The sequence below is a fragment of the Pirellulales bacterium genome (assembly GCA_036490175.1).
Taxonomy (GTDB): Bacteria; Planctomycetota; Planctomycetia; order Pirellulales; family JACPPG01; genus JACPPG01.
This window is the reverse complement of record DASXEJ010000168.1, coordinates 1-13614: the sequence shown is the minus strand read 5'-3', so window position 1 is coordinate 13614 and position 13614 is coordinate 1. Positions and strand designations below refer to the sequence as shown.

12 protein-coding genes are annotated in these 13614 nt (G+C 60.8%); 7 read left to right on the top strand and 5 right to left on the bottom strand.

Annotated features, from left to right (window positions below; all coding sequences use genetic code 11):
* Window positions 1-492 precede the first annotated feature (492 nt).
* The 3 genes from VGG64_12820 (at window position 493) to VGG64_12810 (ending at window position 5109) form a co-directional block, all read left to right on the top strand.
* Window positions 493-1803: a hypothetical protein gene (locus VGG64_12820; protein HEY1600481.1), complete on the top strand. Its 1311-nt coding sequence runs from the start codon at window positions 493-495 to the stop codon at window positions 1801-1803.
* Between the two features lie 371 nt (window positions 1804-2174).
* Window positions 2175-3725, top strand: a complete 1551-nt coding sequence (locus tag VGG64_12815) for an aldehyde dehydrogenase family protein (protein HEY1600480.1) — start codon at window positions 2175-2177, stop codon at window positions 3723-3725.
* Between the two features lie 85 nt (window positions 3726-3810).
* Window positions 3811-5109, top strand: a complete 1299-nt coding sequence (locus VGG64_12810; GenBank protein HEY1600479.1) for an acetyl ornithine aminotransferase family protein — start codon at window positions 3811-3813, stop codon at window positions 5107-5109.
* A gap of 66 nt (window positions 5110-5175) precedes the next feature.
* On the opposite strand, the gene VGG64_12805 is transcribed toward VGG64_12810, so the two are convergent.
* Window positions 5176-5931, bottom strand: a complete 756-nt coding sequence (locus VGG64_12805) for a TIM barrel protein (GenBank protein ID HEY1600478.1) — start codon at window positions 5929-5931, stop codon at window positions 5176-5178.
* A 637-nt stretch (window positions 5932-6568) separates the two neighbouring features.
* Here VGG64_12805 and sppA point away from each other — a divergent pair.
* Window positions 6569-7633, top strand: a complete 1065-nt coding sequence (gene sppA / locus VGG64_12800; GenBank protein HEY1600477.1) for a signal peptide peptidase SppA — start codon at window positions 6569-6571, stop codon at window positions 7631-7633.
* A gap of 56 nt (window positions 7634-7689) precedes the next feature.
* On the opposite strand, the gene VGG64_12795 is transcribed toward sppA, so the two are convergent.
* The 4 genes from VGG64_12795 to rlmN all read right to left on the bottom strand — a co-directional run bounded on the left by VGG64_12795 (window position 7690) and on the right by rlmN (window position 11227).
* On the bottom strand, window positions 7690-8538 hold the full coding sequence (locus VGG64_12795; protein HEY1600476.1) for a hypothetical protein: 849 nt from the start codon (window positions 8536-8538) through the stop codon (window positions 7690-7692).
* A gap of 46 nt (window positions 8539-8584) precedes the next feature.
* Window positions 8585-9094, bottom strand: coding sequence for a hypothetical protein (locus tag VGG64_12790; protein ID HEY1600475.1), 510 nt, complete (start codon window positions 9092-9094; stop codon window positions 8585-8587).
* A gap of 4 nt (window positions 9095-9098) precedes the next feature.
* The gene (locus VGG64_12785) at window positions 9099-9740 is read right to left on the bottom strand and encodes a sigma-70 family RNA polymerase sigma factor (GenBank protein ID HEY1600474.1); all 642 of its coding nucleotides are present in this window, start codon (window positions 9738-9740) and stop codon (window positions 9099-9101) included.
* A gap of 404 nt (window positions 9741-10144) precedes the next feature.
* Window positions 10145-11227, bottom strand: coding sequence for a 23S rRNA (adenine(2503)-C(2))-methyltransferase RlmN (gene rlmN, locus VGG64_12780; protein ID HEY1600473.1), 1083 nt, complete (start codon window positions 11225-11227; stop codon window positions 10145-10147).
* Between the two features lie 156 nt (window positions 11228-11383).
* On the opposite strand from rlmN, the gene VGG64_12775 reads away from it, so the two are divergent.
* The 3 genes from VGG64_12775 to VGG64_12765 form a co-directional block, all read left to right on the top strand.
* Window positions 11384-12055, top strand: coding sequence for a hypothetical protein (locus VGG64_12775; GenBank protein HEY1600472.1), 672 nt, complete (start codon window positions 11384-11386; stop codon window positions 12053-12055).
* A gap of 204 nt (window positions 12056-12259) precedes the next feature.
* A complete protein-coding gene (locus VGG64_12770) occupies window positions 12260-12958 on the top strand; it encodes a TylF/MycF/NovP-related O-methyltransferase (protein HEY1600471.1) in 699 nt (232 codons plus the stop codon).
* Between the two features lie 323 nt (window positions 12959-13281).
* Window positions 13282-13614 (top strand): hypothetical protein (locus tag VGG64_12765; GenBank protein HEY1600470.1); only part of this gene is annotated, 333 nt, incomplete at its 3' end.

The following is a 13614-nucleotide window of genomic DNA, read 5'->3' as shown; positions in this document are numbered from 1 at the left end:
CTGCCTCAGCGAACGCTATCCGATAATCGACACAACCGGCAAAGATATGCAGCCGATTTTTGCTGCAAGGCCAGTTCCGGAGCTGCCAGCAGGCGTTTCCAGTCGCTTTTCGTCTGTCCGGCTATGGAGGGCCCGGCCTTTTTTAGCCAGGCTGCGTCGAAGTGACCTGGAACCAGACCGTTTTGACTGTGAATTGGCCATAAGGTACGTCCAATATGGGTATTTCTCAACCACCGTTCACGGCTCGTCTTAGGGGACACGTCGCCCATGTTGGACCAGATGGAATCAAAGACCTCGGCGAGCAGCCCTACCGGCTCCCTGGTTCTCCGGTTTCAAAAGCCAGGAGATGCCGCGGGAGACAACCGGCAACTGGTGTCGATTTCGGCCCGCCGCTGCGCGATCGGTGCGGACGAGTCATGCAATCTGCGTGTGCGCGGCCCAGGGGCGCGATCCATGCACTGCCTGATCCTGCGCGGAGAGCGAGAGGTAGTCGTGCGATGTTGGTCACAGGACACGCTCTTGAATGGGAAAGAATTCGTCGACGCGGTCGTTTCGCCGGGCGACTGCCTGCAGGTTGGTTCGGCGGTGTTCGAAGTCATGGACTTAAACGCAGCGAGCGGCGACGCCGACACTGGCCAAACGCTCGAAATTCGTGACGAGCCGGGTGCGTCGCTGCGCGAGACGACTTTACGTCTGTGGCAGCAGGACAGCCAGCGGCGCGAGGGATGCGCGTTAAACCGGGGTCGCGCCCGCCGCCTGTTGCAGGAGCTGCGAACATGCCGCGCGCAATTGCGGACGATGAGCGAGCTGACGGACGGCCCGACCGATTCCGTGGCGGATGTGGAGGATCAAGTGCCCGAATCCGAGGAACTGATCATCGAGCGCGCAGCGACCGCCCAACGAGATGCGGAAGCCCAGGAAAGTTCGCCGTCTTCGCCCCCGGAGGCTGACGAAATTCTCTTCGAGTCAATCTCGGCCGAAGCTCCGGTCACCGCGATCGGCCTGCTCGAGCGCCTCGGCATGACAACAGCCGAGCAGCAAGATGGTGATGATGAGGACGAGGCAGAGGAGGCGAATCGGCCTCTTCGAAAATTCGTTCTGCCGGCAGCCGAGTCCCGCGAAAGTCACACTGTCGGCACGTCGAGCGGCAAAACTACCGAGGGGGGGGCCGGCCACGAGACCGACGCGTCGATCGACGACTACATGGCGGGGCTGCTGGAACGCGTGGGCAAGAAGTCCCGCCGGGAGGAAGTGGTGTATCAGCCGCATTCGCCCGATAGCCTTGGTACTAAAGGAGCCGACGAAGCAGCGGACGTCGCGAGCGAAGACAAGCCGGAAATCCTCACGGAACTTCCCGTGCGAGCCAATCGTCCTGCGGAACAGTCCGTCGACATGTCTGCCATGCGCGAGTTGGCCCACCTGCACACGACCTCGCTGCTCGACTTGCACTTCCGCAAGAGTTTCAAGCGTTCTACGACAGGGCAGGGGGTCGTCGCGGCTTGTGCCCTGGTGGGGGGAATCGTAGCCGCCGCGCTATCTAGCGAACTGCCGATAGCCTTTTATCTGTCGATTCTTGGTTTCGCCGTGGCGATCGTCTGTGGCTGGCAGTGGATCACGTCGCTCTGGCATCTAGCATTCGGAGGCCTATCGAAAAGGGCGTCAGCAACGTCGGCCCGACCAGGCGCCGTCGAGAGCTCCAGCGCGATCGAGCTTGCCATGCCGCCGGCCCTCGTCCAGTCGGAAACCGTGTCAGCGCACCCCGGGATGCAACCGCCAATGGGCGGCAACAAATCGGGCGGCTGATGAATACGCGTCATGCTGGCAGGCGCACGGCAGGCGAGCATGGCTGTTTTTCGTGCCATACCAAGTGTCGTCCCGCGGGGTGGCTCGCGCCGTGGGCAGGCCGCTTGCGACGCTATCGTGTTGCCCGGCAATCGTCCGATGATTGCCTGACAATCAGTGCCATACGAAGCACGCTTGCCGGCAGCGTGCTCTGGCCTATTGTTCTAATAAGGCCGTAAGCGGCTCTCGACGGCGGACGCTTTGCCAGCAGGGAGGCGTCCTTCGGTCGCAGATCTCGCCCCTCGTCGCACCGCAAGTCGCACTTCCCTCGGCAGGCGGCGATGGGTTAGCCTTTCTCGTTGAATCTAGTCACCGCACGCGCGAGGTGCCCTATGGCGAGTCGAGTCGTCACCGGTTCCTGGCAGGGCCGCCAATTCTTGGGTGGATCTTGGCACCCAGCGTCCGGCGAGGTTTTTGAGAACGTCAATCCGGCCCATGTCGGCGAGTTGCTGGGCGTCTATCCGCGTGGCACGTCGGCCGAGATCGACGAAGCCGTCCGAGCGGCGCGCAAGGCATTTCCGGCTTGGCGTCATACCAGCCGGATTCGCCGTGGCGAGCTGTTCCTGAATCTGGCGAATTTGATACGTCGCGATACCGACGAACTGGCCGCCGTGCTCGCGCGCGAAAATGGCAAAGTCCTCAACGAGGCCCGAGCCGAGGTCGTCGAAGGGCTGCACATGGTGGAGTACGTCTTCGGGACGGCCCGCCAGCCGACGGGGCAGGTCGTGGAATCCGAGATCGCGGACAAGGATCTTTATGTGCGGCGCAAACCACGCGGCGTAGTGGCCGTGATCACGCCTTGGAACTTTCCGTTTGCCGTGCCGCTGTGGATGCTCGGCCCCAGTTTGCTGGAAGGCAATACGACCGTTTTCAAACCGTCGGAAGAAACGCCCGAGATCGGCGAGCGCCTGGTGCGACTGTTCGAGGAGGCAGGATTTCCCGCCGGCACGATCAACCTGGTCCACGGGCTCGGCGAGGAGGCCGGGGATGCGTTGGCTCGTCATTCCGATGTCGACGTCGTCGCGTTTACGGGCAGCTACAACGTCGGTGCGCATATCCGCCGCCTGGCAGCCGCTAGCGATTATAAAACGTGCGCGCTCGAGATGGGTTCGAAGAGCGCCGTGATCGTTTGTGAAGATGCCGATCTTTCTCTGGCCGTGAATGCCAGCATTCTCAGCGCATTCAAGACCGCCGGGCAGCGTTGCGTTTCGGCGGGCCGGCTGCTCGTTCATCGGCGGTTGGTCGACCGATTTGCAGAGCAATTCGTATCGCAGGCGCGGCGACTGAAATTCGGCGATCCATTCGGCGCCGACGTTTTCGCAGGCCCGCTCATCAATCAAGCCGGCATCGATAAAGTGCTCGAGTACAACGACCTGGCAGCCCACGAAGGGGCCAAGATTCTGCTGACTGGCGGACGGATGTCCGACGCGCCGCACGCCGAAGGCCTGTTTCTGGCGCCCTTTGTCTATGTGCAGGAACACCGGCCTACGGCGCGGACAATCCGCGAGGAAGTGTTTGGCCCGCATGTGGCCATTGTCCCCTTCGACAGCGATGAGCAGGCGATCGAGATCTACAACGACACGCCTTTTGGGTTGTCGATGGCCGTCATCACCGAGGACTATCGCCGTTGGCGAATCTATCGCGATGAGTGCGACTACGGCATGGGCTACGTCAACTTGCCGTGCATCGGGGCCGAGGTACATCTGCCGTTTGGCGGGGTGAAACGAAGCGGCAACGGTCAGCCGTCGGCAGCCGCCTTGGTCGACGCGGTTACGCACAAGACGGCATTCACGGTCAATTACGCACGCAGCATCACTATGGCACAGGGGATGAGTGCGCAAGTGGGGGACGAGCCGGCGAATGATGGACCACGTAAACCCTAAGTGAACCGGTCCCGTATGAAGAGAACGAAACCTTAAGGACGCCGGCGCAGCAAAACGGCCCCCGGCGAACAAAGGAGAGCGAACCATGCATGCCACCGCCGCGACAATTTGTGACGTAACTCGTCCGTTGCTGAGGACGTCGCTCCCCGGCCCGAAGGCGGCCGCCTGGATTGCTCGCGACGATCAGGTCATCTCACCGTCTTACACCCGCGTGTATCCGCTGGTCGCGGCCCGCGGCGCCGGCTGCACGATCGAAGACGTGGATGGCAACCTATTTCTGGACTTCACGTCTGGCATCGCGGTGACGGCCACTGGCCATTCGCACCCCGAAGTCGTGGCGGCCATCGTAGATCAATCGACCCGGCTGATCCACATGTCGGGCACAGATTTCTACTACACACCCGAAATTGAATTGGCCGAGCGTTTGACCCGCTTGGCGCCCGGCTCGCAACCCAAGCGCGTCTTCTTCACCAACAGTGGTGCGGAGTCGATCGAGGCGGCACTGAAACTCGCGCGGTATCACACCGGCCGGCAGCGCATCATTTCGTGTTACGGCGCATTTCACGGTCGCACGTTTGGCGCCATGTCGATCAGCGGCTCGAAGGCGATCCATCAGCGCGGCTTCGGCCCGCTGTTGCCGGGCGTCCATCGCATTCCTTTCAATTGCGACGAAGCCGCGCTCGAAGAGCAATTTCACACGGTTTGCGCTCCCGATGAGGTGGCCGCGATTTTCGTCGAACCGATCCAGGGAGAAGGGGGGTATCGGGTGCCCGAGCCTCATTTTCTGCCGATGTTGCGACGCATCTGCGACCGCTACGGCATCCTGCTCGTGGCCGACGAAGTCCAGTCGGGCATTGGCCGCACAGGCAAGATGTTTGCCTGCGAACACTTCGGCCTGGTGCCCGATGTCGTCTGCCTGGCCAAGGGCATTGCGAGCGGACTACCGCTGGGGGCCGTCGTGGCCCGCGCCGAGTTGATGGATTGGCCCTCGGGCAGCCACGCCTCGACGTTCGGGGGTAATCCGGTCTGCTGTCGTGCGGCGCTAGTGACACTCGATTTGCTCGAGCGTGAATACCTGGAGAACGCCGCCCGGCGCGGCGATCAGTTATTGGCCGGCTTACGCCAACTGGCCCAGTTGGACTCAGGTCTGGCCAACCCGCGCGGCTTGGGACTGATGGTGGCCATCGACGCGATGTCAAACCAGAGGCCGGACCCGCAACGTCGCGAGGGCATCATCGATGCCGCCTTTCATCGCGGCCTATTGTTGCTGGGCTGCGGCAAGGCGGGCGTTCGTTTCTGTCCGCCGCTATGCGTCACCGCGGATCAGGTCGACTCGGCCCTGGCGATCTTTGCCGAAGCCTGCGCGGACGTGGCAGCGAACTGATCGGTTGCGCGAACGGTCAGCCCGCTGCAACTGCGTGCGAATAGTGCGCTTTGCAAAAACTGCGCTTTACAGCAGGCTTTCTAGCAGCAGGCGCATTTTCCGCATTTCGGCCATGTGATCGACACCCGAGTCTGGGATGTCGCTGATATCCACGCACAGGGCCCGATTGTAGCGGTGCTTTCCCAATTGCGTGACCAGTCGGCCGTATTCGACTTCGCCCTGGCCGATGCGCACTTGCAGCTTGTCCTTGGTCGTGTCGCGCAGCTGCAGGTGGATCACGTACTTGAATATCTGGTCGTAGTTGCCGCCCTTGTGGGGTCCAAAGACAAAATGGCTGGGGTCGAGCGTGATCCCCAGGCCTTTGACGTTGTCGCACAACACGATGGCGGTGTTGGGGTCTTGGCTCATGTGGCCCACTTCGGTCTTGAGACCGACTTGCACCCCATCGAGTGACCCAATGCGTACCAGCTCGCGTAGTCGTTCGATCTCGGCATTGAAGGGAGTGCCGAGTTCGCCGGAAGGGACCGTGATCGTTACGACCTTGGTCGCCTTGGCCAGTTTGCAACAGGCGGAGAACTGCTCGTAGTACAGGTCCCCTTCCGCATCGATATCGACAACGTACGCGATCGGCGTCAGCCGGTGCGTCTCGCGGCAGGCAAGCACCGCTTCCTCAAGGTTCGCATGTACTTGCGAAGGCCTGAGTTGATTTCCGCGCTCGCGCAATACGATCTCGACACGGTTGTATTCCAAGTCGACGAGCCGCTCGAGCGCCGCGTCTAATGGCAAGTCAGCAAAGCAGTCCGTTGACGCAGCCACAAACACCAGACCACTCCTTTGTCTAGAGACGACGAACCACGGTAAGACCAGCCGACACGTACTCGTCGGCTTCTCGGCGAAAATCGCAGTGCGACGAAATCCGGTTATCCCGTTGTCGTGCTGCGGGGATTTCTCCCAATGTTCCCGCCTTACTCCCTGGCCCGAAATCCGATTGATGCAGTAGCTTACTACCCGAGGGTGCCCGCTGGCAACACCCCGGCCGACGCCGTGTCCCGGAGTGCCAGGACGCCTTCGAGCATCGCATTACGATGTCGCAGCCGAATCAGGCGCGGGATCCGGAGGCCACTAGCTACGACGTGCGACCGGGGTCGCGACGCTTGTAGCGCTTGCCCGCCATCGATTGCACGCCCTATTCATTGTGCTGGCAGACGACACGATGGGTACCGAATCGTCGGGGCACCTGTGTGCGAAATCGCATTTGTTATAATGGAAACGCGACGGCGCAAGCGTGCACGATGGTCGTAGGTTACAGCCTCGTCACGCGTCGGTATCATGTGACGAGACGATAAGCTGGCGATCGAGGGCGTTCTGCGATCGTCGCGGCGTTTCGCCGACCACGGCAGGCCAGCAATTCGTCGGAACCGTTTTTCGCGCTGTGCAGGAACCAGCAAAAGGAAGACTTATGGCTCCCAACGACCCCCAGTACGGGCAGTCGCCGCAGGTTATCGAACGCATTGTCATGGCCGGGCCGCCGCGCCGCGGATTGCTGTCCCGCTTGTTGGGATCGTTGCTCTACCTTTTTCTATTTGTGCTCTGCTCGTTCGTGATACTGGCCTTGGGCTTGGGCGCTTTGTCTGCAGCATTTGAGGGTGCGGATACCCAGGTTACGGAACATTATCACTCGCTGTCGAAGACGGCGACCGACAAAATTGCGATTATCACTGTCGACGGCGCGATTCTCGACGGCGAAGGTTTCATCAAGAAGCAAATCGACCACGTACACGACGACCCGCACGTGCGCGCCATCGTGCTGCGCGTCAATTCGCCCGGCGGCACCGTCACGGCCAGCGATTATCTGTACCACCATCTCCGTAAGATGGTCGAAGCGCGCAAGATTCCGATCGTCGTCAGCATGGGGGGCCTGGCCGCCAGCGGTGGGTACTACATCGCCATGGCCGTCGGCCCTGAGGAAAAAGTAATTTTCGCCGAGCCCACGACCTGGACCGGCTCCATCGGTGTCATCATTCCCCACTACAACGTGGCCGGGCTGATGAAGCACTGGGAGGTCGAGGAAGACTCGATCAAAAGCGGGCCGCTCAAACAAATGGGCACTCCGACTCGCCCTATGACGACGGAAGAGAAGGAAATCTTCAAGGAACTGGTCGACGACAGTTTTCAGCGTTTTCAGAACATCGTGAAGGCCGGCAGACCGGCCTTCGCCAAGGACCCGGAAGCTCTGGCCAAAGTCACGACCGGCCAGGTCTTTACTGCGGACCAGGCCGTGGCCAACGGCTTAGTTGACGAGCAAGGGTACATCGAAGAGGCCATTGCCCGCGCCACGTCGCTGGCGGGCCTTTCAGAACCGAATGTCCGCGTGGTCAAGTATAAGCAACGCGCGAACTTGCTCTCGATGCCCTTCAATGCCGAGGCACGTTCCCCCTGGAACGTCGCCGCGATGCTCGACCTGGCTACGCCCCGGGCCTACTTCCTCTGCAATTGGCAGTTGCCGCTGACGGCCACGGAATGACGTTGCTCTGACTAGTCTGCAAGGTCGAAACGCGCTGACCTTGGGAAGCGACAAAGCTAATTCGTCTGCTTCTCTGGATCGGTGCGGGGCACGCCTCGGCGACCTGGACCGAAACCACGTCCTTCCCCTTTCTCGCGCGTGCCATCCCCTGGCCTGGCGTGTTTTTCGCGCCATAGGTGCGCGAGCTCACGCTGCATCTGATCGGTCGGCAAAGCGCGCAAATACGCACGTTCGTCGTCGCTCAATTCCGTTTTGAAGAAGGCCTGCACCTCTTCCTCGCTAGGCATGCGGAAACCCGTACGGAAGCCACCAGCTCCTCCCGTGCGCCTGGTCTGGAAAACCCAGCTTGTCAGTAGCGCGCGTTGCTTGTCGTCTGTGAGCGCTTCGTCCAATACCCGTTTCGATTCGTCCGACAGTGACGTTCGCAAGTCGGCCACCGCCTCAGCGGTAATCACGGGGCCCTCGCTGCCGTTGCGTCGGGCTTCGAACCACTTGCGTTGCACGTCGTGCTTCCTGGCCCAATCGGAAACTGCCTCGACGTCCTGAGGATTGAGCTTGTGCCGCTGATGTCCCTGGAAACCGCGAATTTCCTCGACCCGCTTCAGACGATCTTCGGCCGGCAGCGCCGCGAGCGTCAGTCGCTGGCTGGCCGGAAGCTCGTTCAGCCATTCGTGATAGCGCTGCATCACTTGCCGCAGTTCATCGCGATCGGGGGCCTCTTCCAGCGCGGCGTCGAGCTGCCGCAGCCGTTGGCGATCTTGCGGATCGAGATGCAAGAAACGCTCATAGTTCTGCGCTAGTTGCTCGCGCTTCTCGGCATCCATGTTTTCCAGCCGCGCTCGCCGCTCGGCGGTCGTTTCGTCCGCCCGTGTGGCGCGCCCGCACGGTATTAGCGTCAAAATCATTGCCAAGGCCGCGCGTGGCGATAATTCTCGGAGCTTTCCGGTTCGATTACCGCTCATGTTTGTCCTTCGGCTCCAGGAAGCCCTGGCTCTTGAGCATCCGCAGGAATTCGAGGTCTTCCACCTCTCGGTACTGGTCGAAATTTTCGATCACCGGCAGATCGCTGAGCAGCTTTTCGTCAGCGCGTTGCGTAAGCACGGTTGAGGTCAAGAAGCCCGCCACCGCGGCCGTTAGTAGCGCTCCCGCGGCCACCAGCCAAACGCGTCGACGTCGTTGCGGCAATTGTGCCTGAATGGCAACCAGGTCCTTCTCGGCCTGTACGGCGATCATTTCCACGGTTGAACGTGTGAACGACTCGTCTACCTGGGTGCGCGGCAATTCGTCGAGCAACTGCCAGCTCCGTTCCAGTTGCTGCAGCTCTTGGCGCACGCGCGGATTTTGGGCCAGCGCTTCCTCAACTTCGCGCGACTCGGCGGCATCGAGCTCGCCGTCCAGGTAGCTAACCAGTTGTTCGTCAAGCCCGCGATCGTCGTCGGCGGGCGTTTGTGGCTCATTCATGGTTTCAGTCCGTGGCTGGACGGTCGCCTCGCTCCAAGTACGGTTCCAAGACTTCTTTCAGGTTCAACCTGGCCCGCGAAAGCAGCGATTTGATGGCCTCTTGCGACATTTCCATAGAGTCGGCGATGTCGGCGTAGCTCATGTTCTCAAACTTGCTCAGCAGTACGGCCATCCGCTGCCGCTCGTTCAAACTTTCAATGGCCACGCGAATGATGTCGCGCATTTCGGCCTTGTCTAACTGCCGGGCAGGCATCAGTCCGCTGGCCGCTTGGGCCAATTGATCCAGCCGGTTACCGTCTGAGGAACTGCCATCGCTGACCGACAGGCTGACCTCACGACGGCGCGAACGCGTGCGGCGGGCGTTGGCGGCCACATTGTTGGCGATGGTAAACAGCCAGGTCGAGAATTTGGCGCCCGGTACATAACGCTTGCGCGATCGGTACACGCGCAGAAACACTTCCTGGGCCAGATCCTCGGCCTGGTCGCGACCGCCGACCAGGTGTTCGAGCACCGTTACCAGGCGATTCTGGTAGCGCAACATCAATTCTTCGAACGCGGCGGCGCTGTCGTCGCGCACTTCCAGCATCAACCGCACGTCGGGGTCGCGCAGCTCGTAGCCTTCGGCCGAATTATCGCTGACTGCCAACGACGTCCTCATATGCGGTCAACAAGATTGGTTCGATCGCATCTCTCGGGGGCTCAAGAATCATCTTCATTGAGTCTGGCACCGGGCGCTGCTCGAGATCGCCCGTCGGCTCTTGGCACCCTGGCGCGTTACTCCTTCAGCATACACTCGTTGCCAGCAAGCTTGTAATGTCCGGGGCGAATCAGGAGGATTGCAAAGTCGACGGTGCCTGGGTCGGCGTATTCTCCGCCCCCAGACTTTGGCGACAAACTGGGGGCTCGCCTCGCTCGACCCCGGCACCCCAAACACTAATTGGACTCCGCAATCGTCCTGTGGGCATAATCAACTGGTGTTGCACGATTTCGAACTGCGTGCCGACGCCCGATCCCTGCTAACCATTCAACCCCACACCCCGGCGGCGGTTTCTACGCAGGGCTTGGACCGGCATTGATTGAGGCCGGCATGGCGACATTCTGCAACCGTCGCAATTGCCCGCAGGCCGCGTCGATGCGGTCCCCCTTGCGGGTGCGGACCTGCACATTGATGCCGGCCTGATCCAGAATCTGCAGAAAACGCTCTTGCGCGGAGGCCGTGGGGGTTTGATACGGTAATCCCGCCACAGGATTGTAGGGAATCACGTTCAACAGCGCCATTCGGCCGGCCAGCACGCTCGCCAGCCGCCGAGCGTGCTCGGGCTGGTCGTTCAGTCCGCCCAGCAGGACGTACTCGAATGTCAGTCGACGACGATTGGCGTCGAAAAATCGGTCGGCGGCTGCCATTACGGCCGCTAGGCCGATATTGCGGCTGACCGGAACCAATTGGCTGCGCAGTTCGTCATCCGGAGCGTGCAGGCTGACGGCCAGGTGATACTGAACGTCTTCGGCGGTCAGCCGATCCATGGCGGCTGGCAGCCCTACGGTCGAGACCGTGATCTTGCGTGCGCCAATGCCTAATCCTGTGGGACTCGTCGCCACGCGCAGGGCCGGCAAAAGGGCCGCGAGGTTGGCCAGTGGCTCACCCATCCCCATCACCACGATGTTGCTCAAACGCTCGTCGGCCGGCAACAGTCGCTGCAAGTGCAGCATTTGTTCCAGGATTTCGCCGGTCGAAAGATTACGCACGACCCCGTCCAGGCCGCTGGCACAGAAAACACATCCCATCGCGCAACCGACTTGCGTGCTGATGCAAATCGTGCGTCGATCGTGCTCGCGGATCAGCACGCACTCGATGCGATGGTCATCGGCCAGGGCCAGCAACAGCTTCTCGGTGCCGTCGGCCGCTTGCCGATGCAATGCAATCCGGGATGTAAAGATCGTGAATTCGTCCGCCAGCTTTTGCCGGAGCTGGTTGGGCAGATTCGTCATCTGCTCGAACCCGGCGGCACGCCGTTCGAATAACCAGCCACGGACCTGGTCGGCACGGTAACGGGGTTCACCCTGCGCAGCCAGCCAATCGGCCAACTCGTCCGTCGATTGTTCCAGCAGGTTGCGCACGGGGGATCCCAACATTCCAGCAGCGAAAGCGAATACCCGATTATACATGTTGCGGCCCTGGTTGCCGGCGGTATCGCCGTCGGACGGCCTTGCGCGGCCGAACGAGATTGACAGGCCAGGTCGAACAGGGCGAGAATGCCGACCGATTTCAGTCATTCGGAGCTAGCAAAAATGTCGGACGCCCAGCGGTTTCAGGTCGAACCTCCCCCGCCGCCACCCCGCGAGGGCATGAGCACCGCTGGCAAAATTCTGGTCGGCTGCGGGCTTGGCTGTGGTGTGTTGTTCTTGCTCTGCTGCGGCGGCATCTTCGCCACGACCTGGTTTGGCTACGAGTGGATGAAGGGGAATGTCAACCGCGATCCGGCAAACGTCCAAACTGTTTTGGGAGAAATTGCCACGATCGACATACCGGCCGGGCTGAATCCCAAGGCTGCCATCGATTTGAAGCTGCCCTTTATCGATCGGCGCATGCTGCTTGCCTCCGTTTACACGAGCGAAGGGGACAAAGAGATACTTGGCATCGCCGAGTTTTTTGAATCTTCCGTCGCTGTCGATCAGAAGCGATTACGGCAAGTGATCGATCAGGCGATGGACGACCACAATCCCGATGAAGATGCCGACGACGACTTTAAACGCGACGAATCCCACAAGCTCGAAATCGAAATTCGCGGCAAACCGGCCCAGTTCCTCATCGAAGAAGGAACCGCCAAATCCGGCCAAAAGCTAATTCGGGCCATGGGCGAATTCGAAGGACACGGTGGGACCGCGATCCTGTTCCTGCAAGTTAATGCCGATCAACACGATCTGGAACAGGTGGAACAAACGCTGAAGTCGATCCGTTAGTCGTGTTCTTGCAATTCGCCCGCCAATCCGTAGGATCGCGTGCGGAGGGTGGCCTGCCGGGGACCTGGGGGGCGGCATGGCCATCGTGGAAACATCCGGTGCCATTCGCTTCGAGTTTCGCGCGAGGGAGCACGCGACGGCACCAGTGCAACGCGCACGATTTCACTTCGCGCGGTCGGAGCACCGCAGAAGGGGTAACGGACCATGTGGCTGAGGAATCAGCGCTTTCAGCGCCTTGTCGGCGGTGGCGTTATCGAGCGGACCAGCATCCGACTCGTCGCGTTCATGGAACTGCTCGGCCTGGGCGGTCACAAGGACAGCGACGTGGTGCGCCTCATTCGACGCGTGCGCCGCGAACGGCGTTGGCTGCTCACCGCCAACGAGGCCTACACCGTCTATTCGCTCGCCAAGGCACAAAGCAAGCAAGAGGGGCACATCGCCGAGGTGGGCACCTATCAGGGCGGCTCGGCACGCATGATTTGCGAGGCCAAGGGAGATCGGCCCCTGCACCTGTTCGACACCTTCGAAGGGCTTCCCAAGCCGGCCGCCCAGGACGGCAACGTGCATCGTGCGAATCAATACAGTTGCAGCTTGGAATCGGTGCGAGGCTATCTGGGCAATTTTCCCAACGTCTCGTTCTACAAGGGGCGGTTTCCGGAGTCATCTGGCCCGGTGGAGAACCTGCGTTTTTCCTTTGCCCATTTCGACGTCGATCTGTACGAAGGGACGTTGGCCTGCCTGGAATTCTTTTATCCGCGCATGATTCCCGGCGGAGTCATGCTGTCGCACGATTACTCGATCTTGTCGGGCGTGCGCGAAGCGTTCGCTAAGTTCTTGAAAGACAAGCCCGAAGCGCTGATCGAATTGCCCAGTACGCAGTGCATGGTCTTGAAGATCGCCTAACGGCAGGCGTCGCTAAGCGCTTGCCGGCACGCGATGTACGGCGGAATCTCACCAGGCGACGGAAACCTCGCCATCAAGGCCTTGCCCAGGGCTAATGCCGCCGCTACCGGACGCCAGCCCCGATGGCGGTGATGTCGGCGCGAGAATGGCCAACTGCCGTTGAGAAAGAAAACGGGCCATGTAGCGCGATCGCAGGGAGTTATAGGGCGGCCGAGGGGATTGACATCATCGTGTCAGTGTATTGATACTATCGTGCCCCAAGGCAAGCCGGTGCTGGGGTCGTGGACGTATACACCTTGATTCACTCGCGTTTGAGGCCTTTCATGATGCTGAAATCATTCTTTGTCGCGTCCGCCCTTCTATTTACGGTGGTACAAATTTCGGCTGCCGGGTCAGTCACGCTCACGCCGGTCAAGGACAACACGCTGATCCAGGATACGAATGCCGCCAGCCAACTCAGCAATGGCGCAGGCGATATTTTTGTCGGCAGAACGGCCCAGGATGGGTCGGGACCTAATACGACGGCCACGATCAGCATTCGCCGGGGATTGGTCGAATTCAATCCCGCCAACGTACCTGCGGGAGCGACGATCACCGGCGTGACGTTGACCATGCGTGATATGATGGGATTGAACGGAACTTCAACAATCACATTG

Coding starts and splice junctions, on each gene's coding strand:
- VGG64_12815 (HEY1600480.1), top strand. CDS start 2,175: ATGGCGAGTCGAGTCGTCACCGGTTCCTGGCAGGGCCGCCAATTCTTG.
- VGG64_12810 (HEY1600479.1), top strand. CDS start 3,811: ATGCATGCCACCGCCGCGACAATTTGTGACGTAACTCGTCCGTTGCTG.
- sppA (HEY1600477.1), top strand. CDS start 6,569: ATGGCTCCCAACGACCCCCAGTACGGGCAGTCGCCGCAGGTTATCGAA.
- VGG64_12795 (HEY1600476.1), bottom strand. CDS start 8,538: ATGATTTTGACGCTAATACCGTGCGGGCGCGCCACACGGGCGGACGAA.
- VGG64_12790 (HEY1600475.1), bottom strand. CDS start 9,094: ATGAATGAGCCACAAACGCCCGCCGACGACGATCGCGGGCTTGACGAA.
- rlmN (HEY1600473.1), bottom strand. CDS start 11,227: ATGTTGGGATCCCCCGTGCGCAACCTGCTGGAACAATCGACGGACGAG.
- VGG64_12775 (HEY1600472.1), top strand. CDS start 11,384: ATGTCGGACGCCCAGCGGTTTCAGGTCGAACCTCCCCCGCCGCCACCC.
- VGG64_12770 (HEY1600471.1), top strand. CDS start 12,260: ATGTGGCTGAGGAATCAGCGCTTTCAGCGCCTTGTCGGCGGTGGCGTT.